This window comes from Paenibacillus sp. FW101-FHT12H11 (assembly GCF_058790355.1).
Genome location: NZ_JBYTCO010000015.1, coordinates 62,946 through 85,444, shown reverse-complemented (window position 1 = coordinate 85,444; position 22,499 = coordinate 62,946). Strand labels below are relative to the sequence as shown.

Annotated in this window: 18 protein-coding genes, 1 pseudogene and 1 other annotated feature; of the genes and pseudogenes, 17 read left to right on the top strand and 2 right to left on the bottom strand. The window is 44.1% G+C overall.

Features of this window, described 5'->3' with window-relative positions; all coding sequences use genetic code 11:
• Positions 1–730 precede the first annotated feature (730 nt).
• The 14 genes from AC3WTJ_RS35070 (at position 731) to AC3WTJ_RS35005 (ending at position 12,552) form a co-directional block, all read left to right on the top strand.
• Entirely contained in the window at positions 731–1,600 is an 870-nt protein-coding gene (locus tag AC3WTJ_RS35070; RefSeq protein WP_492526171.1) for a PHP domain-containing protein, read from the top strand.
• A 1-nt stretch (position 1,601) separates the two neighbouring features.
• The gene (locus AC3WTJ_RS35065) at positions 1,602–2,234 is read left to right on the top strand and encodes a DapH/DapD/GlmU-related protein (RefSeq protein ID WP_492526169.1); all 633 of its coding nucleotides are present in this window, start codon (positions 1,602–1,604) and stop codon (positions 2,232–2,234) included.
• A 21-nt stretch (positions 2,235–2,255) separates the two neighbouring features.
• A complete protein-coding gene (locus tag AC3WTJ_RS35060; protein WP_492526167.1) occupies positions 2,256–2,957 on the top strand; it encodes a GntR family transcriptional regulator in 702 nt (233 codons plus the stop codon).
• A 151-nt stretch (positions 2,958–3,108) separates the two neighbouring features.
• A complete protein-coding gene (phnG, locus tag AC3WTJ_RS35055; RefSeq protein WP_492526165.1) occupies positions 3,109–3,534 on the top strand; it encodes a phosphonate C-P lyase system protein PhnG in 426 nt (141 codons plus the stop codon).
• A 14-nt stretch (positions 3,535–3,548) separates the two neighbouring features.
• Positions 3,549–4,142 carry a phosphonate C-P lyase system protein PhnH gene (gene phnH / locus AC3WTJ_RS35050; RefSeq protein ID WP_492526163.1) on the top strand — a complete coding sequence of 198 codons (594 nt, stop codon included), beginning with the start codon at positions 3,549–3,551 and terminating at the stop codon, positions 4,140–4,142.
• A gap of 3 nt (positions 4,143–4,145) precedes the next feature.
• A complete protein-coding gene (locus tag AC3WTJ_RS35045; protein ID WP_492526161.1) occupies positions 4,146–5,276 on the top strand; it encodes a carbon-phosphorus lyase complex subunit PhnI in 1,131 nt (376 codons plus the stop codon).
• A 5-nt stretch (positions 5,277–5,281) separates the two neighbouring features.
• A complete protein-coding gene (locus tag AC3WTJ_RS35040; protein WP_492526159.1) occupies positions 5,282–6,115 on the top strand; it encodes an alpha-D-ribose 1-methylphosphonate 5-phosphate C-P-lyase PhnJ in 834 nt (277 codons plus the stop codon).
• A gap of 30 nt (positions 6,116–6,145) precedes the next feature.
• Positions 6,146–6,991 carry an ATP-binding cassette domain-containing protein gene (locus tag AC3WTJ_RS35035; protein WP_492526157.1) on the top strand — a complete coding sequence of 282 codons (846 nt, stop codon included), beginning with the start codon at positions 6,146–6,148 and terminating at the stop codon, positions 6,989–6,991.
• Positions 6,992–7,018: 27 nt separating this feature from the next.
• A complete protein-coding gene (gene phnM, locus AC3WTJ_RS35030) occupies positions 7,019–8,200 on the top strand; it encodes a phosphonate metabolism protein PhnM (RefSeq protein ID WP_492526179.1) in 1,182 nt (393 codons plus the stop codon).
• A gap of 14 nt (positions 8,201–8,214) precedes the next feature.
• Positions 8,215–8,943: a phosphonate C-P lyase system protein PhnL gene (locus AC3WTJ_RS35025; RefSeq protein WP_492526155.1), complete on the top strand. Its 729-nt coding sequence runs from the start codon at positions 8,215–8,217 to the stop codon at positions 8,941–8,943.
• Positions 8,944–9,017: 74 nt separating this feature from the next.
• Positions 9,018–10,082 (top strand): phosphate/phosphite/phosphonate ABC transporter substrate-binding protein, encoded by a 1,065-nt coding sequence (locus tag AC3WTJ_RS35020; protein WP_492526153.1) that lies wholly within the window; start codon positions 9,018–9,020, stop codon positions 10,080–10,082.
• Between the two features lie 38 nt (positions 10,083–10,120).
• Positions 10,121–10,909 (top strand): phosphonate ABC transporter ATP-binding protein, encoded by a 789-nt coding sequence (gene phnC, locus AC3WTJ_RS35015; RefSeq protein ID WP_492526151.1) that lies wholly within the window; start codon positions 10,121–10,123, stop codon positions 10,907–10,909.
• Complete coding sequence (locus AC3WTJ_RS35010) at positions 10,899–11,684, top strand: PhnE/PtxC family ABC transporter permease (protein ID WP_492526149.1); 786 nt, start codon at positions 10,899–10,901, stop codon at positions 11,682–11,684. Before phnC ends, AC3WTJ_RS35010 begins: the two co-directional genes overlap by 11 nt.
• 1 nt (position 11,685) lies before the next feature.
• Positions 11,686–12,552: a PhnE/PtxC family ABC transporter permease gene (locus AC3WTJ_RS35005; RefSeq protein WP_492526147.1), complete on the top strand. Its 867-nt coding sequence runs from the start codon at positions 11,686–11,688 to the stop codon at positions 12,550–12,552.
• Positions 12,553–12,632: 80 nt separating this feature from the next.
• Here AC3WTJ_RS35005 and AC3WTJ_RS35000 read toward each other — a convergent pair whose 3' ends face one another.
• A complete protein-coding gene (locus tag AC3WTJ_RS35000) occupies positions 12,633–13,619 on the bottom strand; it encodes a GNAT family N-acetyltransferase (protein ID WP_492526145.1) in 987 nt (328 codons plus the stop codon).
• A gap of 176 nt (positions 13,620–13,795) precedes the next feature.
• Positions 13,796–14,049 (top strand) — a binding site (T-box leader).
• A 49-nt stretch (positions 14,050–14,098) separates the two neighbouring features.
• Here AC3WTJ_RS35000 and ileS point away from each other — a divergent pair.
• Positions 14,099–17,179: an isoleucine--tRNA ligase gene (ileS, locus tag AC3WTJ_RS34995; protein WP_492526143.1), complete on the top strand. Its 3,081-nt coding sequence runs from the start codon at positions 14,099–14,101 to the stop codon at positions 17,177–17,179.
• 369 nt (positions 17,180–17,548) lie between these two features.
• Here the strand turns inward: ileS and AC3WTJ_RS34990 are convergent.
• Positions 17,549–18,046, bottom strand: a pseudogene (locus AC3WTJ_RS34990) (DJ-1/PfpI family protein); the annotation flags it as partial.
• Positions 18,047–18,228: 182 nt separating this feature from the next.
• On the opposite strand from AC3WTJ_RS34990, the gene AC3WTJ_RS34985 reads away from it, so the two are divergent.
• Positions 18,229–19,530, top strand: coding sequence for a site-specific integrase (locus tag AC3WTJ_RS34985; protein WP_492526141.1), 1,302 nt, complete (start codon positions 18,229–18,231; stop codon positions 19,528–19,530).
• Complete coding sequence (locus AC3WTJ_RS34980; protein WP_492526139.1) at positions 19,508–22,483, top strand: helix-turn-helix domain-containing protein; 2,976 nt, start codon at positions 19,508–19,510, stop codon at positions 22,481–22,483. Before AC3WTJ_RS34985 ends, AC3WTJ_RS34980 begins: the two co-directional genes overlap by 23 nt.
• The last annotated feature ends 16 nt before the right edge of the window (positions 22,484–22,499 follow it).

The following is a 22,499-nucleotide window of genomic DNA, read 5'->3' as shown; positions in this document are numbered from 1 at the left end:
ACACGACCGTTAAGCCCTCCAGCGTCGATGGTACTTGAACCGCAGGGTTCTGGGAGAGTAGAACGTTGCCAAGCACAGAAGAAAAAGCCTTTTTGAGAGAGATCTCAGAAAGGCTTTTTTGTTTATATTCGTTCATCCATCACCCATCTGCAGATAGTACATCAAAATCAACTGCCTCAGGCCTTTTTCACCCATTACCTGCATTTCCTACAGGTAAATCCACAAGAAATGCCTCAAAAAGGATCAATCCACCCCAATTGCTGCACATTTTACGGTAAACTTGCCAAGCGCATATATGCTTGCAAGTCCTTGAGGAACTACAGGCCGCTATTTCTCTGAAAAGGCATGTTTTACACAGGCAAGGGGAACTACGATCCTCTATATTATCGATATCAGCGGAAAAACACACTAGTGAGGACAAATAAGAGCCTGTAGTTCCGCTCAAAAGGAAAGCTAGTCATTTTTCTCCGAATAGCGGACGTCAGTTCCCTTGAGCGAGTGCATAGTCTCGTTCCCACAAGGTATTTTAAACTTCGAATTATCGAAAAGGATCTAGCCCCCGGCTAGGTCCTTTTTTTATCTCCTTACAATTTCTTAACCTGGCGATTACACAGCATTGACCCTAAGAACTTGGCATCAAGTTAGAATTGATTTATAGAACAAAATAAAAACAAGAAAATACACGGGATTAGCAACGATTTGCACATAGTTTTTTAAGGAGGATGATTCTATGAAAGTAGAATTGCATTGCCATACAAGACTATCAGATGGTTCTTTCACATTTGATGAAATATTGGATATGGCTATTCAAGAAGGTATCGGTCATTTGGCGGTCACGAATCATGATACAACCCGTGATCTTCAGCAAATGGTCCTTACTGGGCAGGAGAGAGGCGTAGAGATCATTCCTGGCATAGAAATTTCAGGTTATGATTTTACAAGAAAGAGAAGGGTTCATATTCTTGGGTACTTCATTGAGCCAGGAAACGCAGCGATTAAGGCGTTATGCAGTCCGCTGCTGGAAAGACGTCACCAAGGCTGCCTTACAGCGATTGATAGGCTGATCAAGGCTGGATACTCAATTACTTTGGATGATGTGATGAAGCATGCGGAAGGCGGAACGGGTATCTACAAGCAGCATATTATGCATGCTTTGATAGAGCAGGGTTACACAACAACCATCTATGGCGATTTATATAAAAAGCTGTTTTCTCGTGGTCAAAGCGGTGAACAGTCGGGTATTGCCTACATCCCGACGGAATATGTAGATGCTTGTGAAGCCGTTAGGGTTATTTTACAGGCAGGCGGAGTACCAGTGTTGGCACATCCGGGGCAATATAGAAGCTTTGAATTGGTTCCGGATCTGGTGGAAGCAGGTCTTCAAGGCATCGAGGTGTGGCATCCGCTGCACGATCAGGAGGATGAGCGAAAAGCTCATGAGTATGCCTTGCAGTTTAACCTAGTGATGACCGGTGGCTCTGATTTTCATGGATTTTATGGCGAAAAAGACGTGCAACTGGGAAGTAAATCCCCCGGCTTGCATGTAATGAACGAGCTGCGTGAACGCAAACAAGCACTGTCCAACAAGGAGATGATTTGATATGAAGCCGATCCATCAACCTCATACTAGCCTTCCATTATCGTCCGAGCCAAGGGTTCACGCAAGCAGTCATGTTATAAACAGTTTTGCTGGAGAATGGACTTCCATTGGTCCAACGAATCATATTATCGAGTCCCGAATCGGTGATTATACCTATACGATGGATGATGTGACGATCAATTATACCGAGGTAGGCAAATTTACGTCCATTGCCTCGCACGTTTGTATCAATCCCGTGGATCACCCCATGGATCGGGTGACGCAGCATCATATGACGTACCGGGGAGCTTCTTACGGACTCAGTGAGACGAATGACGAGGGGATTTTTAACTGGCGCAGAGGCAATCGTGTCACGATCGGACATGATGTCTGGATCGGACATGGAGCAACGGTTATGAAAGGTGTCCACATTGGTACAGGAGCTGTTGTCGGTTCAGGCGCTATTGTTACCAAGGATGTTGCTCCATATACAGTCGTAGTGGGAGTGCCTGCAAGACCGATCAAGCAAAGATTTTCACAGGAGATCATTGATGCGTTGTTTCAAATTGCTTGGTGGGATTGGCCCCGTGAACTCATCCAAGAAAGGTTCTATGAGTTGAACGATATCACGAGTTTCGTCAAGAAATACGCGTAATTGGAGAGGGAGGCGGCAAGCATGTTTGAAGAAATGGATATCATGGACCATCTTATTCAGATGATTCAATCGGGGAAGTATGAGCCTGACGATAAACTGCCATCCGAGAATGAAATCGCAGATTGGTTCAAGGTGCCACGTATCACGGCTCGTAAAGCCTACGAACGGCTTCAAGAGCTCGGCTACATTTACTCCAAACAGGGAAAAGGAAGTTTTGTGCAGGATAGAAACCTGCGAATTCCCCTGGTGCTTTCCGCCAATAAAAGTTTCAGCCAGAAAATGATTGAGCTCGGGTATAAATACGAGTCGAAAAATATTTTTTGCGAGCCCATCGAATTCAATCACAAAATTTACGAGACACTTGGCGTTGAGGAAACGGATCGTGTCTATAGAATTGGGCGCCTTCGCATCATCGACGGCAGACCGATTGCGCTGCATATTTCATATGTTACTCAATCTGTTTTCCCTGATATAGAAAGCTCGGGTAAGGATATTACTTCGATGTTTAGCTATTACAAAGATCATGGTTACAAGAACTTTCAATCTACAGAGTCAACACTTCGGTTAACTCATCCTTCCAAATATGATAGGGAGCTTCTGGCCTGTTCCAGCTTGATTCCATTGCTGGTTCTAGAATGCGAGTGCAAGGACAGCGAGTCAGGCCGAACTTTGGAATACAGCAAAACGATGTATCGTGGCGATTTGTTCACTTATGTTATTTAGAAGTGTTTTTTACACAAACTTAACAGCTGCCAACCTGGCAACAAGATATTGTGTGTGATGTGAGGTTGGTTTGCCTATTGTATGTGATGTGAAGTTGGACTGCCCATTGTGTGTGATGTGAGGTTTGCATAGGGAAGAAGGAGGCTTAGACATGAATCGGAAGCAAAGAACGGAAATGCTGATTAACGGTTCGCCCCAGCTCGCTGCCGCTTTGGCTAATGAGATTGAAAGCCGCTATCCGGTTGCTTTAATCGAAGAGCCGAATCATGGACTTGTTATGGTGAAGGTACGGGAGACTGCACAAAAAAGCTTGTTTTACTTGGGCGAGGTGCTGGTAACCGAATGTAAAGTACGCGTTGAAGGCACAGTGGGGATTGGCCTATTGAAAGGTGACGAGCCGAAGAAAGCATACGAACTGGCTGTCATCGATGCGGCGTATGGAGCCGGTTTGAAGGAGACAGAGGCTTGGACAGCTCTACTGCAGTCGGAAGGCGAACAATTAGCGGCAAAACGACAATTGCAGCATAAGAGTGTTTTACGAACGAAGGTAGATTTTGAAACGATGGATATAGATTGAAAGGAGTTTGATCGATGATGCTGGATATGGTGCACGACATCCAAACCGCGTATAGAAAGTTGATTGACTCGATGTCAAGGCCGGGGACAATTTCAGACCTTTCGGAAGAAGCAGGAAAGCTGGAACATCTACAAGGTTATCTGCCTGCAACGTATATAGCAGCGCGAATGCTGCTTGATACGGAAGTGACTTTCAAGGTCGTGTCTAAGCGGGAGAAGGAGATGGCCCAAGCGCTTAGTCAATCTACGTATGCCAAAGAGGTTGAGCTAGAGGAAGCGGATTTCATCTTCGTCCTTAGCGATACTGAGCCATCGGAATGGCTTCGAGTGTTGGAAACGGCCAAAATCGGAGAGCTTCAGGACCCGCACAACTCAGCGACGATCATTATTGAAACGGAAGGTTTATCCGGAGGGACGAAGCTGCTTTTGAGCGGTCCCGGGATTCGGATGACCGTTAGAGCTGAGATGCAAGTAGCAGACGAGTGGATGGACATTCGCGCTGAACGAAATGTTGAGTTTCCACTTGGGCTGGATCTGATTTTTACAGATGCTTCCCACGGTATGCTGGCATTGCCTAGGACAACTCAGGTTATGAAGGAGGAAGTCTAAACGATGGGTTATGTAGCGGTAAAAGGTGGAACACGCGCAATTGAACAATCTTTGCAACGAATCCAATATGAACGGTTGAGGCAGGGCAAGGTGCTGGATGTGCCTGCGATTGAAGCCGGAATGAGAGGGCTCGTTGATCAGGTTATGTCAGAAAGCAGCATGTACAGCGAACAACTTGCGGCCCTGGCGATTAAGCAAGCGGAAGGTAACCCGGAGGAAGCGGTTTTCCTGCTCCGTGCCTATCGTTCTACGCTGCCTCGGAAGCATTATTCTAGAACTGTGCACTCGGAGGAGATGCGGGTGGAAAGACGGATTTCCGCTTCGTTCAAGGATATTCCCGGCGGGCAAATACTAGGTGCTTCCATGGATTATTCCCATAGGCTTTTGGACTTCGACCTGGTCGATGAGACAGAAGAAACTGTGGCGCAATGGTTGGAAGAATATCGCAAAGCGGAACAAATCACGGCTCAAGAGATGACTGATACGAATGACGGGCGATTTCCCAAAGTGCTCAATTACTTGAGGAAAGAAGGGCTTATTGCCGAATGTCCAATGGATCCAACAGAACCGGATGATGTTACCCGGACTAGTCTTACGTTTCCTGCAACACGGAGTGAGAAGCTGCAAGTTTTGACACGAGGACAGACGGGAGCCGTTACTTCACTGGCCTATGCAGTCATTCGTGGATATGGCATGGTCCATCCTACAGTCGGAGAGCTGCGCGTCGGAGAGCTTCCCGTATATATCGACAGTCCGCTCACGAAGTCCGGTGAAGAGGATGAAGCTTATTTTATCGGTGATATCAAGGTAACTGAGGTAGAAATGCTCGTGCCAGTAACGGTCGAAAAGGAAAATGGCCGGAAAGAGCTGCAGCTTGAATTCGGATACGGTCTCTGTTACGGACAAAATGAAACGAAAGCCATTGCCATGAGCATTTTGGATAAAAGCCTCGAAAAAGGCGATAAGTCGATCCCTACGCAAAACGAGGAGTTTGTCCTTTTCCATATCGATTCTGTCGAATCAACAGGTTTCATTTCTCACTTGAAAATGCCGCACTATGTTACGTTCCAAGCGAAGCTTAACGATGTTCGTAAGACGAGAAAAACCCCAGTGGGCAAAGGCCAGGAGGTGTAAGGCAGATGCGAATCCAATATAACTTTGCGTTTTTGGATGAAGGGTCCAAGAGAGAGATCCGCCGGGCTACGCTGAAAGCGATAGCGATTCCGGGTTATCAGGTCCCCTTCGCTTCCCGTGAACTGCCAATCGGACGTGGTTGGGGAACCGGGGGTTTACAGCTGACGTTGTCCTTAATTGGGAAAAGCGACGTACTGAAAGTGATCGATCAAGGATCGGATGAATCGGTGAATGCCGTCAGCATCAAGAAGTTGATTGACAAAACAACGGGTGTTCCTACGGTAGACGCAACGCAGGATGCTACGCTAATCCAATCCAGGCACCGTATTCCGGAAATCCCGCTGGATGCAGGGCAAATCCTCGTGCTGCAAGTTCCGATGCCGGAGCCTCTCCGGATGTACGAATCCAGTGAATTGGAAACCAAACGCCTGCACGGGGAAAAAGATTATAGCGGAGCTTGGTTGATGTTATTCGAGCAAATTATGAAATACGGCAGTGTATCCACAGGTGCGGATCATCCGGTGATGGTGCATGACCGCTATGTCATGGCGCCAAGCCCGATTCCGAAGTTCGACAATCCGAAGATGAACTACTCCGAAGCTTTAATTTTGCTGGGTGCGGGACGCGAGAAAAAAATCTATGCCGTTCCACCGTACACGCAAGTGGTTTCCTTGGCATTTGACGATGTTCCTTTCGAACCGGAGTCATTTCCAGGTCAAAGCTGCCGTCAATGCGGAGCTCAAGATGTCTTTATGGATGAGCTCTATGACGCCGAAACAGATGAAACTTTTTATCAATGTAATGATACAAGTTATTGCTTAGAACGAATGAATCCATAATCGCTCTAAAGAGGAAGAGGTGACATGAGGATGGGAGCAATTGCAACCCCTATTTTGAGTGTTAATCATTTAAATAAACAATTCGGTTCAGGCTGTGAAGTATGCAGCAACCCGGAGACCAGACAGCTGGAGAGAAATTATTGCCGGGCTTGCGGTACCGTCTATTCGTGCCAGGACATCACTTTCGATCTATACCCCGGCGAAGTTCTTGGAATTGTAGGCGAAAGCGGCAGCGGTAAATCGACACTGATGAGATGTCTGTACTTCGATCAGGAAGTGTCCGGAGGCGAGGCTTTCCTTCAGCCTTACAAAGATGGAGAGAACAACCTTTTTCAGGAATCATCCCAGCAAAAGAAACACATACGCAATCATCTCATGGGCAAGGTGTATCAAAATCCCGTTATGGGCTTGCGGATGAACTTCTCCTCGATCGGTAATATTGCGGAAAAAATGATTGCAGCAGGAAATCGTTCGGTCAGCGCGATGGAGTCCCGGGGAAGCGAGCTGCTGGAGCAGGTTCATATTCCGGTTTACCGGATGAAGGAAGCACCGAAAAACTTCTCCGGCGGTATGCAGCAGCGCGTTCAAATTGCCAAAGCTTTGTCGAATAACCCACCGATTTTATTGCTGGACGAAGTGACAACCGGACTTGATTTATCCGTACAGGCCAATGTGTTGGATTTAATCAAGCACCTGCAAAGAGAGCTGAAGATTAGCATGCTGCTAGTCTCGCATGATCTTGGCGTGATCCGAATGCTGGCAGATCGGACGATGGTGATGCTGGACGGCCGTGTCGTTGAGCAGGGCCTGACGGACCAAATCCTGGAAGATCCACAACATGCGTATACACAACAGTTGGTTCATTCCCTGTTATAACGAATCCCCTGAGTGGAGGTCTTTATGATGTATCTACTAACGAACGGCATCATTATTACGGAAGAAGAGCTTTTGGAGGGGTATGATTTATTGGTCCAAGACGGGCGAATCGCTAGAATTGCCCCCAAAGGTGAAATTGCGGAAGTGAGTGGCATAGAAGTCATCGATGCTGGCGGAGGTTACGTGACTCCGGGGATGATTGACATTCACTCCGATTACATTGAGCATATGACGGCACCTAGGCCAACTTCACTTATCGATTTTAAAATTGGTTTGCGCGAAACAGAGAAAGAGCTTATTTCTCATGGCATTACGACGATGTACCACTCTTTGTCCATTTTCAAATCCGTTGATTACAAGTACCGTCCGATTCGGGAGCCTGAAAATGTACGGAAGCTCATCGATTTGATCGATAGCACGCATAACAGCAAGCATTTGATTCGCCATCGCTTTCATGCCAGATTCGAAATCGATAATCTGGATCAGATCGATAACTTGAAGAGCTACATTGAGGAAGAGAAGGTCCACTTGGTCTCTTTCATGGATCACACGCCTGGACAAGGGCAATACAGGGATCTCGAAGTGTACAAAAAGACGGTTCTCGGTTACGACACAATGTCCGATGAGAATATCGCCGTGTTGATCGCCAACCATCAGACCAAAGAGAAAATGACGGTAGACGCCATTCGGGATATCGCCGAGATGGCCAGAGCGCACAACATCGCCATTGCCTCGCACGATGATGATTCGGTAGAGAAATTGGATTTGGTGAAAAGCTTTGGCACCGCCATCAGCGAATTCCCAATCACGCTCGACATCGCCCGCAAAGCGAAAGAGAAAGGTTTGCATACCGTAGCCGGCGCTCCCAATGTCATTCTTGGCGGCTCGCATAGCGGCAACTTATCTGCAGCTGAAGCTATTGATGATGGCTGCATCGATATTCTATGCAGCGACTATTACCCGGCAGCAATGCTTCACGCTGTGTTCCAACTGGCAGGACCGAACAGGCAGAACCTGGTCGAAATGTTCAAACTCGTGACCCTTCATCCGGCGCAGGCCGTTAACATTGATGCGGAATATGGTTCCGTCCGGGAAGGAAAAAAGGCAGATCTGCTGATCATCGAGCGATTGGAGCCGGATGATTTTCCAGTTGTGACCACCGTCTTGGTAGACGGAAAGCTGATTCAGAAAACGAACTACAGGATCTAACAGGAGGTGATGGCATGGGAAATTTGCTGTCGATAGAACAGTTGTCCAAATCTTTTACCCTGCATAATTTAAACAAACAAATTTCTGCGATTGAAGATGTGAGCTTGTTTCTGAAAGAAGGCGAATTCATAGGGATTACCGGGAAAAGCGGAAGTGGGAAATCCACCGTTCTGAAATGCATCTACCGTACCTACCTGCCTCATGCGGGACATATTTGGTACAACTCGGAGAGTTTCGGCCGCATTGATCTGGCTGCCGCTCCCGAACGGACAATCATCGAGTTGCGCAAACACGAAATTGGCTATGTGTCGCAATTTCTTAGCGTCATGCCGCGTACGACAGCTCGGGAGCTGGTCCATAATGCCATTGTGGAGATGGGCGATGACGCCCAGTATGCGGAGGCGGAGACGATCAAGATGCTGGAGCATTTCGAGCTTGACCGCAGCCTGTGGGACAGCTATCCCGCCACTTTTTCCGGAGGCGAGAAGCTGCGGTTAAATATTGCGAGAGCGATGGTTAAGCGCCCGAGATTGCTTCTGCTCGATGAGCCGACGGCGAGCCTTGATCACGGTTCCAAACTGAAAGTGAAACAATTGATCGAGCAGTTGATGAAGCAAGGCACTACGATGCTTGGTATTTTTCATGACCTGGAATTCATGGACAATCTGTGTGACCGGGAGTATCAGATCAGGGATGGCCGATTTTACACAGCAGAGAAGAAGGACAAGTTTACAATCTCTTAAATTAGACAGAATATTCTGAAAACAATTGTGTGGTAACCTAGGATAAAATAGGAATAATAGGAGGATTTTTTCAAATGAAAAAAATATTAACACTCATCATTTCTTTATCTTTAGTTGCCGTGGCAGCAGGTTGCGGTACAAAAGCAGCAGGAGATTCCAAGGGTGCAGCAGCGCCTGTCAAAACAAAAGACACCATCACAATTGCTTGGTATCCCAATGAATCCGGTGCCGAGTTGAAAGATGCACGTGAAGAAATAGGAAAAGCTGTTGCAGCAGCAACGGGTAAAAAAGTCGAGCACAAGACAACGACGGATTACATCATCGCGATTGAAGCTATTGCTAGCGGTGGTGCGGATTTAGCGTATATGGGGCCGCAAGGTTACGTTGAAGCCAATGCAAAAAATAACAAGGTTCAGCCTCTGGTTGTTCCAAGCGGTGAGTCGGGCACATTGGAAGACGCTGTTTACTATAGCTGGTTAGGCGTACGTAAAGGTGAAGAAAGTGCTTATAAAAATGGCAATGCATTTGCTATCGATAAAATTGCCGGCAAAAAGTTCTCATTCGTATCGAACTCTTCTACATCCGGATTTAAAGTACCATCTGCCAATATCGTTAACTATTTCAGTAAACAAGACCAGTATAAGAAGTTAACGGTTGATGATCTGCTTCAAGGTGGCAAAGACAAGTTTTTTAGTGAAGTTCTTTTCGGAGGCACTCATCAAGGAGCGGCGGTCAATTTGTTAACAGGTAAAGCTGACGTAGCTGCTTTCTGTGATACTTGCGTGGCTAACTATGTGGAAGTGAGCTCAGGAACGGCCAATACGCCAGGAGCGGTATACAAAGTGAAACAAGGAGCAGCGGAACCTTTTAACACACAAGTTGGTAAAGAATTTAGTCTCATATCCGTTACGCCGGTATTGAACTCCCCGCTTGCTATTAACACAAGCACGGTCAGCGCGGATGATGTGAAAAAATTGAAAGATGCTTTAACATCGGATGCTGTAACGAAAAACCCGAAAATCTTCTTGCCTAAAGACTCCAAAGATGCCGGCGTATTCAAACAAAAATCAGGCAAAGAGAAATTCCTGCCTGTAGATGATGCCTTTTTCGGTCCGGTTAGAATGCTGTCCAACAACTAATGTTATCACGAATCAACTAATGGATTAAGGGAGCAACCATGACAACGTTACTGGAATTCAAGCAGGTCTCTAAACAGTACGGTGCGGATACAAGAGCGTTATCAGATGTTAATTTCACTGTGAAGGAAGGGGAGTTCCTTTCCATTATCGGACCTTCCGGAGCAGGCAAGTCAACTCTCCTTCGCTGTATTAATCGGATGATTGACGCAAGCAGCGGAGAAATCATTTTTGATGGCGCGAACATTATGAATTTCAAGAAGCACGAATTAAAACGGCTGAGAACGCAAATGGGTATGGTGTTCCAGCATTACAATTTGGTGAACAGGCTGACCGTAGTCGAGAACGTCCTGCACGGACGTCTTGGCTACAAGTCAACGTTAGAGGGAGTTCTGGGGCTTTATTCCAAGGAAGAGAAAAAGCAGGCTTTTGACATTCTGAGTATTCTCGGGTTGGAAGATCAGGTGTACAAGCGTTGTGACCAGTTAAGCGGTGGACAAAAGCAAAGAGTTGGCATTGCCCGCGCGCTCGTGCAAAATCCTAAGATGCTGTTGTGCGACGAGCCGATTGCTTCCTTGGATCCGAATGCCTCGAAAGTCATTATGGATTACTTGCGTACGATCTCTACCAAAATGGGCATCACGGTCATTGTTAACTTGCATCAGGTGGATGTAGCGCTGAAGTATTCGGATCGAATCCTTGGTGTGAACAAGGGAGCTATCGTCTACAATGGTTCACCGAAACAGATTAAACGCGATCAGCTTTCCCTGATTTACGGCTCGGAGCTTGAAGAGCATGCCGAGGAGCTGGAGGGTAAATATGCGGGATAACTTTTTTGCGAAAAAGCGCATGAACACGCTGCTCTTCTGTGCTTTTCTGTTGGTAATCACGCTACTCGCGATCCTAGTTACAGACTATAACGTCATCAAAGGTTTTACTTCTATACCGAAAGCAGCCGAGTGGGCGGCCGCCAATTTTTATCCCAATGACAAAGCGATGAAGCGGCTTCCCGCCATCATTAGCAGTTTATCGGAGACCATTCTAGTGTCTATAGCATCAACCGCCGTTGCAGCCGTATTTGCCTTGTTGTTCGCCATTGCGGGTTCCCATACGACAGGCGTCGGCGGATTTTTCAGCTTTGTAAGCCGTTCAATCGCAACGCTGTTTCGTAACATTGATGTGGCTGCTTGGTCCATGATTTTGTTAATTTCTTTCGGGCAAAATGTACTTACCGGATATTTCGCACTCTTTTTCGGCTCATTCGGATTTCTAACAAGAGCATTCATGGAATCCATCGATGAAGTAAGCAACAGCTCAGTCGAAGCTTTAAGGTCGACGGGGGCGGGTTATTTTCCCATCATTTTTCAATCCGTCATTCCTGCCAGTATTCCGCAATTGCTCAGCTGGGTTCTCTTCATGGTGGAAACCAACATTCGTCAGGCCACATTAATCGGCATCTTGACGGGGACCGGCATAGGTTTTCTTTTCAGCCTCTATTACAAAGGTCTTAATTACAGCTCTGCCTCCCTGGTCGTTATCGTTATCGTCCTTGCGATTTTTGCCATCGAATCGGTTTCTACGTATGTTAGGAGGGTGATTTTGTAAAATGGACCTTCAAGAATCGTTGAAAGCTGTCTCTAACAAAGACACCAGCTGGAATGACATCAAGAGTGTGAGTCCCAAGAAACCCTTTAACAAACAGTCTTTTGTGATCCGGCTGACATTAGCTGCTCTGGCTCTATTGACAGTTTTTGCATTTGTTACTTTTGACTATAAGGATATTAACCTGGTAGAAGCCGCCTCTTTAACGGCTCAAACGGTTAAAACCATGTTTTTTCAACCGCTTTTTCAACATATTACCTTCTTTGAGGCTATTAAACAGTTGACCATTACATTGGGGCTTGCATTCTTGACGACGTTGTTCGGCTCGATCATCGCCCTGTTCCTCGGCTTGTTGGCAGCTCGCAATTTATCCAATCCTAAACTATCTATCGTCATTAAAGCCGGAGTCGCTTTTATTCGCGCGGTTCCAACCGTTCTATGGGTTTTAATTTTTGCTGTTGCAGCTGGACTCGGAAGTGTCGCGGCTGTCATCGGAATGACTTTCCACTCCATCAGCTATCTCGTTAAAGCGTACTCGGAATCGTTCGAGGAACTGGACAAAGGGGTCATTGAAGCGTTGAAAGCGAGCGGCGCCAATTGGTGGCAAATCGTGTTTCAGGCTGTGCTGCCATCGTCCGTCTCCTACTTGATCTCATGGACGTTTATGCGATTTGAGATCAACTTCGCCGTCGCTCTGGCGATGGGAGCAGCAGCTGGAGCGGGGGGCATCGGATTTGATATGTTCATGGCCAGTTCCTTTTATTATGATGTGAGGGAAATCGGAGCTATCACGTATCTCATCCTGGCATTCGCTATCTTGCTTGAATTGCTCGCAGCAAAAATCAAGAAGAAGTTAAGGGTTCATGGGTGATCATATAAACGTAAAGCGCATTCACTTTATGGGATGAATGCGCTTTTTGTTTGAGTGGCAGCATGAAGTAGCGTGGTCTCTCACTTGAGCTCGCACACCATCTTATAACTCCCGGCTTCCGCACGGAAACCAAGCAGATCACGGTTGATTCGCAGCATGGGGGCGTTCATGGAATCGTTGTGTGTTCTTAAATAAGGAACACCGCATGCCGTCGCCGTTTGTATGCCGAGCAACTTCAAAGCAAGTGCGATGCGGCGGCCCCGGTATTCCGACAGCACGCCTGTAAACTCGTGATACATCGCCCGTGTTTGTTCGTTCTGCTGGAGGGTGACAACGCCAACGTAACGATCGCCGTCCTTGGCGATATGTATCCACTCCGGGCGTACACCGGATTGCGTGATGGTCCACTTTTTCCATTCTTCGAACCATGGAAAGCTGCCGGAGTAGCCGGGTATATCCGGATGGGTGGTTTTGTACAACTCATAAAGCTTGTTCTCGCTAACATCCCCTGGCTCATCCGCTAACGTAACGAAGCGAATCCCCGTCTGCTGCGCTTGGTATATCGCATCATGCAGTGAGCCGCCATCAAACGATGCCAAGTTCAGCACGGACTCAAACGTGTGGCGCTCCTTGACGTAGCCTCGGCGTTCCGCAAAAGCAAGCGATCTCTCGTCCGTTTCTCTCATGTAGTCAATTAATCGTGATGCCCTGACCTCGGCAGCCCATTGATGGAGCGTATTGAATAAGGCTGCTCCGATCCCAACCCCGCGATGTTTCGGGTGAACGACAAGCGTATGACTTAAGGCTCCGGGCTCCGTCCAAGGCGCTCGCCAGGCCATCGCGTAACCGACCACTTGCCCGTGTTCGTCTTCCGCAACCCATTTGGGACGGTCCCATCCCATCAGTTCGCCGTCCTCATTGTAGTGCAGCTTGCCTGGGGGAATGCTTTCCTCATCTCGCTGCAGCCGTTCAGCTGTTGTCGGCTCTGACCAAATCAAATTCAGCAAGGGTGCTACAGCCGCATAATCGTCCGGTTGACGCATCGGGTAAATCGTATACTTTGACACGTTGGATGACCTCCATCTCATTTAAGTTAACTGATATAGCCATTATCCCATCCGGGAAGAGGAAATTCTTGGTAAAGTCTGGATATAAATAAAGATTCGGATGCATGCCCTTTTTTCCTGATTCATTTGACAATTTACCGAAAAAGGTGTAGAAATGAATTAATTGAAAGTTCTGAGTAAATTCATTGACGAGATCGAGTAAGCTAATCCCTTGTTCCCCAGAGAGTTGGCCCTGTGCTGAAAGCCAACGTTCAAGACTTAGCCCAAAATCCTCTCCGAGAAGGAAAGCTGAAGCTACTTAAGTAAGCTGACCCGGGGTCCTGCCGTTATATGGGGCGCGTATGATGGTACGTTGGCGGAGGTGCCGAGGATCGAGTTAGGGATCAATCGGAACAAGGGTGGTATAGCGAGATACAATCTCGTCCCTTATGGGACGGGATTTTTTTGTTTTTATTTTAAAATTGGAGAGGATGATCTGTATGAGAAAAGTAGATGTAAAAGAAAAAGCAAGGGCCCGCGAGCTGCGCATCCTGAATCAATGGCAACAAAACGAAACATTCCGCGCATCGATCGATCATCGGAGTGATAAACCGAACTTCGTCTTCTATGAAGGTCCGCCTACAGCCAACGGAAAGCCGCATATCGGCCACGTGCTCGGACGTGTCATTAAGGATTTTATCGGCCGGTACAAAACCATGTCAGGTTACCGTGTCGTGCGAAAAGCCGGCTGGGATACACATGGCCTTCCCGTTGAGCTTGGCGTGGAGAAGCAGTTGGGCATCTCGGGAAAACAGGAAATCGAGAAGTACGGCATAGCCGAATTTGTTGAGAAGTGCAAAGTCAGCGTCTTCGAATACGAGAAGCAGTGGCGCGAATTGACAGAAGCAATCGCCTACTGGACAGACATGGATCATCCCTATGTGACTTTAACGAATGATTATATCGAGACCGTCTGGCACATTTTATCCGAAATTCATAAAAAAGAACTCCTCTACAAGGGACACCGGGTCAGCCCCTATTGTCCAGACTGCCAGACGACGCTCAGCTCGCACGAGGTGGCTCAAGGTTATGAGGATGTCAAAGATTTGAGCGCGACCGTCGAGTTTCGCAGCACGAAAGGGCCGGAAATATTCCTTGCCTGGACGACGACTCCGTGGACACTTCCAGCGAATGTTGCACTTGCAGTAAACAAGAACATTGATTATGTGAAAGCCAAAAAGAACGGCAAGGTCTACGTCATTGCCAAAAATCTTGCCGAAAAAGTATTGAAAGAGGACTATGAGATCTTATCTACGCACAAAGGGGCGGAATTCGTCGGGACCTCCTATGAGCCGCCTTTTGGCTATATCACGGTGACCCGAGGGCATATCGTTGTCGATGCCGATTACGTCAGTGACTCAAGTGGTACCGGTATCGTTCATATTGCGCCTGCACACGGGGAGGATGACTACCGCACATGCCGCCAGCATAACCTGGATTTCGTAAATGTGGTGAATCTTGCCGGACGGTATACGGATGAGGTCGTCGACTTTGCCGGACGTTTTGTGAAGGATTGCGATGTGGATATTGTCAAAAGCTTGTCGGAACGCGGTCTATTGTTTGCCAAAGAACGTTATGAACATAGCTATCCTTTCTGCTGGCGTTGCAAAACTCCTCTTCTCTACTATGCGATGGAAAGCTGGTTTATCAAAACAACGGCTGTGAAGGACCAACTCCTGGCGAACAACAGCCAAGTCAACTGGTACCCGTCCCATATCCGCGAAGGCCGTTTCGGGAAATTCCTTGAGGAGCTTGTCGATTGGAATATCAGTCGAAACCGGTATTGGGGCACTCCGCTCAACCTCTGGCTTTGTCAGGATTGCGGCGCAGAATATGCGCCAGGCAGCAGAAAAGACCTGTATGAGAAATCCATCACGCCGATCGATGACAGTCTGGAGCTCCATAAGCCCTATGTAGATGCTGTAAAATTGCGCTGCTCCTGCGGCGGAACGATGGAAAGGACGCCGGAAGTGATCGATGTGTGGTTCGACAGCGGCTCGATGCCATTCGCCCAGTATCATCATCCGTTCGGTGACGAGAAACAATTCGCGGATCAGTATCCTGCCGATATGATCTGCGAGGGGATTGACCAAACGCGCGGTTGGTTTTTCAGCTTGATGGCCGTCTCTACCTTGTATAATGGAAAGCTGCCTTACAAAGGGGTAATTTCAACCGGTCATGTATTAGATGAGAATGGTTTGAAAATGTCCAAGAGCAAAGGGAATGTGATTGACCCTTGGGAAATCATTGAAGAATTCGGTGCGGATGCCTTCCGCTGGTCTCTGCTTGCAGACAGTGCACCGTGGAACAGCAAGCGGTTCTCGAAGCAAATTGTAGCCGAAGCGAAGTCTAAAGTCGTAGATACGATCAATAATACACATGCTTTTTACTCGTTGTATGCCATCATTGATCAATACAATGCCGAAGACCATCCGCAGGAAGCTTCAAAGAACGAGTTAGATCGGTGGATACTCTCCAGATTGAACACAACCCTTCAGAACGTTGTGAAGGGGCTGGAGGATTACGATTTTATGAACCCGGCCAAGCAGATGGAAGCTTTTGTGGATGAGCTGAGCAATTGGTACATTCGCCGTTCTCGCGACCGTTTCTGGGGCAGTGAAATGACCGAAGATAAAATCGCCGCCTACCAAACGCTGCACGAAGTTCTAGTCACCTTAGCACAGATGGTTGCCCCTTATATCCCGCTTATCGCGGAGGATATTTTCGGTAACCTTGGCGGTGAAGGAAGCGTTCATTTGGCTGATTACCCGAAAGTGAACGAAGCCGCAATCGATGCGACACTTGAAAGCGATATGGCCACGGCTCGGCAAATCGTTGAGCTGGCGCACAAAACACGCAACGAGGTCGGAATCAAAATACGCCAACCTTTGTCGGAGCTGATCGTTTCACTGGACCGTGAATTTAATCTGAGCCGGTTCGTAGACATCATCCGAGATGAAATTAACGTGAAACAGATTCGGTTGGAGACGAGTGAAAGCACCTTCGTCGATTATTATTTGAAATTGAATTTGAAAGCGGCAGGTAAGAAATATGGCAAATTCGTCGGTCCTCTGCAAAATGCTTTGAAACAGCTTTCTGCTTCTGAAGCTAAACAGGCCGTCGACAGCGGTTATGTGGACGTCAACATAGACGGCGAAGCCATTCATCTTACGCTGGATGAGCTGCTTGTGGAAAAGCAAGGCAAAGCAGGATTTGCCTCTGCAACAGGGTACCAAATCAACGTCGCGTTGAATACGAACCTAACGGAGGAGCTGGAACAGGAAGGTCTTGTTCGTGAGGTCATCCGCGGCATTCAGGATTATCGCAAGAAACTGGATTTGCCGATTGAAAAACGCGTCATTCTGACGCTGCATGTTGATGCTCCTCTCCAAGCTGCGATTGAGCGCTTTGATCATGTTTTGCGCGAGAACGTGCTTCTCTCGGAAATCAGATATGCGCAGGCTGCGAATATGGAGGATATTTCGTTCGGTGGTTATCAATGCCTGCTGCTCATTGAGTAGTTGGCGCATGTGGGGCTGTTACTTGGGTAGCAGCTCTTTTGCTTCGTGGGGAGGGAGCGGGCGATTGGAATTCGCCTTGTAGGGGAACTGTAGGGCGCTATTCGAGCGGAATTCGGTGCTTTTGGTGTATGAGCGGAACTACAGGGTCTTATCTCCGCCAAATGGCTATATTTGAGTTGAAGCTGGCCAAATAGAGGATCGTGGTTCCCTCGCTGTAGGCATGATGCCGATTTGCTGCGAAATAGAGGATCGTAGTTCCTCTAAGTAGTTCGAAAAAGACCAGTCTAACACCTACGTGTTTGGACTGGTCTTTTATCGTTCAGGAGCCCCCCAACCTTTACGGCTGCGATCCTCCCTCTTTTATGTAAATTATTTTGCGATTAATTTCAAAAACTCACGCATGAAACCGGGCAAATCTGGCCAAGCATGGCCCGAGACTAATTTCCCATCCACATGCAGCGTTTCCGCCGCATACGTAGCTCCAAGTTGCTCGACATCCAATCGGCAGGCCGTATAGGCTGTCATCGTACGGCCTTCAAAGTAATGGTTATCTTTCAACGCGGAGAATACTTGCGCAGCATGGCAGATAGCGCCAAGCGGCTTGTCAGCTTCAAGAAAATGGCGAAGAATGCGCGGAACATGCTCATTGGACCGAATGTACTCCGGCGCTCTGCCCCCAGGAATGATAAGCCCATCATACTGGCTTGGATCTACATCAGCAAAAGCGATGTGTGACGGCAGCAAATGCCCCGGCTTCTCTGTGTAGGTCTCCCAGCCATCGATAAAATCATGGACGACGGTATGAAGCACTTTTTTCGTCGGTGAAGCAATAACAGCCTCATATCCTTCTTCCAGTACACGGAAATAAGTTGTGTTGGGTATAATGGGATTAATAATAATTTAAGTAAAGAAACATCCATATACCCAGTTTAATTGCGCTATTATGGGGTTTAATATAAATCCCGAATCTATTTTTTTTGGGATTAATTTGATAATATTATTTAAATTAATGTTTAAAACATACGGAATAGGAGCTTCGATTAATTCATATGGTATGCAATTATAAATTTGTGGTTCGAGAAAAGACAATTGAAGAATTCGAATGGAGGAATGGAGAACTTAGAATTTCAAAAAATAAAGCAATTTTTATAGCTGTTAAGGATACTGTCAGAAAAATTACTTTGCCGCACCCTCTTACTAGTTATGTTATTGCTAAATATGATAACGAAGGATACAGTCAATCTCATCAAAAAAATGCTGCATATGCAGTTGTGAGATTTCTTAACTATATTAATTTAGAAATAGACAATAATAACCATCGGTTCAATAGCTTAAAAGATCTTGGATTGAAGGGATTACAACGAAAGCATTTCAGTTCGTATATTACGTATAGAACGTCCTTAAAACTTAAATACTCAACAGTTTCTTATGATAAAACTTATTTAGAAACTTTTTATGAGTTTTTACAAGAACAAAAATTAATAGATGAGAAATACGAAATCAAATATATTGTCGGAAGGAACAAACAAATAAAAAGATTACCTATTTTTAATTCCCCTCATTTAAATACAAAGTTTCCGAAAAAGGATTATGAACCATTAAATAAATTAAAAGATTTCGGAAGAAATAGAAAGCATTTAGTTCCGGAGTTTATAAATGCTGTAAGGGAAAGTTGTCCAGACATTGCATTAGCGGTATGTTTGCAAATCTATGGTGGATTAAGACTTGGCGAGGTCCTTAATTTAATAAAAGGTTCAGTTGAACAACAAAGTGATGGAATTTTACATGTTAAGATAAAGGATCGGCAGAATACCTTATTTCCTCATTTAGCATCACATCAAGGGCTGCAAGTAAAAAGACCGCGTAATCAACAAATCTTACCAAGTAGCCTAGTTAAGGCAGTTTACGAGCAGCATTTGAAAAGAAATGAAAGCCATGTTAGTAAACATAAAAATAAATATGCACTGTTTGTTAATTCAGATTTTCTACCTTTATCAAAAGATGATTATTACTCACGGTTTACAAAGGCTAAGAATTACTTTCTTGAGAAACTTCTTTCAAATAATAGATATGAAGATTATTTATTGTTACAAAACTACAGATGGTCTACCCACATTGGTCGAGGTATATATACAAACTTTTTAATAGATATGCATTTGTCAGTCACACAAATTGCTTTAGCAAGAGGCGATAGAAATATCATGTCGGCTCTCTCATATGTAGATGAAAAACATACTATAGAAAAAATCAGAGGTTATATAAATGAATTTGCAAAATTAGAGCAAGATTCACTTGGAGAAATCAAAAATATAGAGAGGTTTAGAGATAATGTATCCAATGGGAATAAATGATTCCTTTACAGCAAAAGAAGTAATGAAAGAACTCTGTATTTCAAGGTCGTATCTACAAATATTGCAAAAAAAAAATATCGTTAGGTTTAAGAGAGTAGATGGTTCGAAACATATTTTTTTTTATAAAGAAGAAATTCTTAATCTAAAAGCAAGAATGTGTACTGATAATTATTACACACAAGAAAAAGTTTTGGAAATATTAAACTTGTCAGAATCTACTTGGAGAAAAATCAAAAAAAAAGAGAAAATAGGAAAAATAAATTTATTTGGAAAAAAAGAAAATTTCTTTCTTAGGGAAGAAATCGAACAACTTAAAACCCGATTAGGGGAGAACCGATTTGAGAATTACTTTTCTTTAATGGAAGTATGGGAATGCCTCGGTATCATCAGTATGCATATTTGGGGCATCATTCAACAACAAGAAGATTTGGAACCAAAATTTGTTGAAAAGTATGGTACAAAGTATTTTGCAAAAGAAGATATTTTTCAAATAAAGAAGAAACAAGAATACATTTCTAAGAATTATTACTCATCCTCGCAATTGAAAGAAGTTTTCAATAAAAAACTGAGTGATTTTCTAAATGATGATACTTTCATCCGTAAAGTTAGAAAAGACAAGAGAATAACGACTATATCTGCCCCTGCTATAGTTTCGTCTCTATGCAGAATAAATTCAACTTTATATAGTAAAACCGCTGTAGATCTTCTAATCAATGAAGTCATTGAAGAAAAAGAAAGTATAAGTATGTATTATACAACGGAAGAAGCGAAGGAAATCCTAAATGTCAATGAGAGGTATAGAGAATTATTTAATCAAATAATAAAAGAAGAGGAATTAAAAAGAATTAAAATAAAAAGAACATTTTATTTTTTGAAAAGTGATATCCATAGACTCAAAATAAAGCAAGATGATATATTACAAAATTATTTCTCTAACCAGCAATTACTTGAGTTTTGTGAACGCGAAGCGAATGGAATTATTACATTTGATAATCTTATGAGATTGATGGATAAAGAAAAGCGAATCGATACTCCAACTTTAGTTAATGGTCACGTTCCTTTTTCCATGTATCTTTATAAACGTTCGGAAGTAAATAATATTATTAAAGAATATCAAGATAAAATAATTTATTTAGCCTCATTTGAAGAACCCTATGAGACTTATGCCCATAGAATCAAATTTAAAATGCTATCATTTTCTGAAGAGGCTACGAATACTGGAAACCTCTGGGACGATTATGTTCGCGTAGATTTAAAAACAAGAAACAGATCAGATATCGATACTTATGTCAATATTTTAGTTGGAATCACTGAGGAGCTTATTAACTTCACGCAGGAAAAGGAAATTTATAATTTTTATGCTAATGATATTAATTTGTTCTTTGGAAAAATTCCCAACATGTATGGAGCATTTATCTACTATTTTATAGTTCAATTATATGATCAAATCCGAGAAAAAAATGGAACTAAAATATTTAAATTAACTGATATTATCAATCCCAAGCGAATGCAGAATGGGAAACCAGAAGTTAATAATTCAATTTATACTTTTGATGAATACTTACACATTCACAAGTATGTTGGAAAAACTGAATTTCATAAGAAAAACGCAATTGATGATCTCAAATTAGGTGGAGGATCTAAATGTTATGCATCAAGTTGGCTTTACATATTAGTTCATTTGACAAATGGATGGAGAGATAGTGACGTTCGTAACTTTCCGAGAATCGACTTAAGGGGTACCTCTGTAGATTGTCTTGAATGGCTTGAAGAAAATGAGCTTAGTGATGAATTAGCGATAAAAATTCTAGATAGAATTGTTCAATCGGGGTTTACTGGATCTTATGTGGTTTCAAAAATCAAAACTAAAAGAGTGTTTAATCAATTTTTTTATTCAAAGGATCTCGCAAAGTCTTTCGCCACAGCTGCAGTAATTTGTGAATTAGCAACAAGGATGTTTTATAGTTCTTCAATTAAATCTAAAGATAAAAATGACAATCGATCTAAAGTGATAATTCATTTTAACACCAAGAATGGAAAGTTTTCCACTGGATCCAGAAATGCTTTTTTTAAGGGCTTTGATAGTGACATTAAATTTGGTTCAAGGAAAATGAATCGTACAGTACTTAGTTTCCTAAATTATATAGCAATAAATAATGGCGATGGTGGCGTTTCTTTAGAATTATCTCAATTTCTACGAGTACATGTAGACAAAGAAACCACCCAAAGATATTATATCCATTTAGAACAAGAACAACTTGATTTTCTTACCAGACAACTATTTTCAAGAGACTATTTTGGTTATATACCAAGTCTTCTAAGTGAATTACTAACTGGAAGGTCAGAGAATTCTCATAGTGATTTAATGGAGCTAGTAAATCGTTCTAATCGTTCAATGATTAAAGTAGAAAAAGATATGCGTACCAGGGAAATAAAAACAATTTTAGACCGATTCGGGGATATTCACAAAATTCAAGCTACTGCTGGCTTTTTAAATCAACTACAGCAAGAAAGGAAGTCAATTAGGGAGAAACTTTTTGAAATGAGTTTTGATGAAATTTTAAGTTTGACTCAGAAATTATATAACGAGGAACTTCCCAGTAAGGAAGAACATGTTCAGTGTTTAGTTTCTCCGAACTGTTTAAAAATTGGGACCAATACTAGTTGTCTAGATTGTCAGTATTCAATCCCAAACTATTATGCTTTATCAACATTGGCACTAAGTGTACTAGAAATTCTTCAAAACTTTTCAGAGAAATTAAAACATCAAGTGTATCCTGCTGAAAAAGCGAGACTCGCAAACATCTTTTATTCGCGAAATCTATTACTAAAAGAAGCGTGTAAACGATTCGGTAAAGAGGTAGTATTTAATTTTTTAGGTATGGCATTTGAGGACTACAAAGATATTCTCAAAGAAATTGAATCAATTGACCATTTAAAAACCATAACTTAAATATTTAGGGGCAAAA

What these genes read in the sequence shown, in the direction of transcription:
- phnM (WP_492526179.1), top strand. Translation starts at nt 7,019, where the DNA reads ATGTATCTACTAACGAACGGCATCATTATTACGGAAGAAGAGCTTTTG.
- AC3WTJ_RS34985 (WP_492526141.1), top strand. Translation starts at nt 18,229, where the DNA reads ATGGTATGCAATTATAAATTTGTGGTTCGAGAAAAGACAATTGAAGAA.
- AC3WTJ_RS35010 (WP_492526149.1), top strand. Translation starts at nt 10,899, where the DNA reads ATGCGGGATAACTTTTTTGCGAAAAAGCGCATGAACACGCTGCTCTTC.
- phnH (WP_492526163.1), top strand. Translation starts at nt 3,549, where the DNA reads ATGATGCTGGATATGGTGCACGACATCCAAACCGCGTATAGAAAGTTG.
- phnC (WP_492526151.1), top strand. Translation starts at nt 10,121, where the DNA reads ATGACAACGTTACTGGAATTCAAGCAGGTCTCTAAACAGTACGGTGCG.
- AC3WTJ_RS35040 (WP_492526159.1), top strand. Translation starts at nt 5,282, where the DNA reads ATGCGAATCCAATATAACTTTGCGTTTTTGGATGAAGGGTCCAAGAGA.
- AC3WTJ_RS34980 (WP_492526139.1), top strand. Translation starts at nt 19,508, where the DNA reads ATGTATCCAATGGGAATAAATGATTCCTTTACAGCAAAAGAAGTAATG.
- AC3WTJ_RS35005 (WP_492526147.1), top strand. Translation starts at nt 11,686, where the DNA reads ATGGACCTTCAAGAATCGTTGAAAGCTGTCTCTAACAAAGACACCAGC.
- ileS (WP_492526143.1), top strand. Translation starts at nt 14,099, where the DNA reads ATGAGAAAAGTAGATGTAAAAGAAAAAGCAAGGGCCCGCGAGCTGCGC.
- AC3WTJ_RS35060 (WP_492526167.1), top strand. Translation starts at nt 2,256, where the DNA reads ATGTTTGAAGAAATGGATATCATGGACCATCTTATTCAGATGATTCAA.
- AC3WTJ_RS35065 (WP_492526169.1), top strand. Translation starts at nt 1,602, where the DNA reads ATGAAGCCGATCCATCAACCTCATACTAGCCTTCCATTATCGTCCGAG.
- phnG (WP_492526165.1), top strand. Translation starts at nt 3,109, where the DNA reads ATGAATCGGAAGCAAAGAACGGAAATGCTGATTAACGGTTCGCCCCAG.
- AC3WTJ_RS35035 (WP_492526157.1), top strand. Translation starts at nt 6,146, where the DNA reads ATGGGAGCAATTGCAACCCCTATTTTGAGTGTTAATCATTTAAATAAA.
- AC3WTJ_RS35045 (WP_492526161.1), top strand. Translation starts at nt 4,146, where the DNA reads ATGGGTTATGTAGCGGTAAAAGGTGGAACACGCGCAATTGAACAATCT.
- AC3WTJ_RS35025 (WP_492526155.1), top strand. Translation starts at nt 8,215, where the DNA reads ATGGGAAATTTGCTGTCGATAGAACAGTTGTCCAAATCTTTTACCCTG.
- AC3WTJ_RS35020 (WP_492526153.1), top strand. Translation starts at nt 9,018, where the DNA reads ATGAAAAAAATATTAACACTCATCATTTCTTTATCTTTAGTTGCCGTG.
- AC3WTJ_RS35070 (WP_492526171.1), top strand. Translation starts at nt 731, where the DNA reads ATGAAAGTAGAATTGCATTGCCATACAAGACTATCAGATGGTTCTTTC.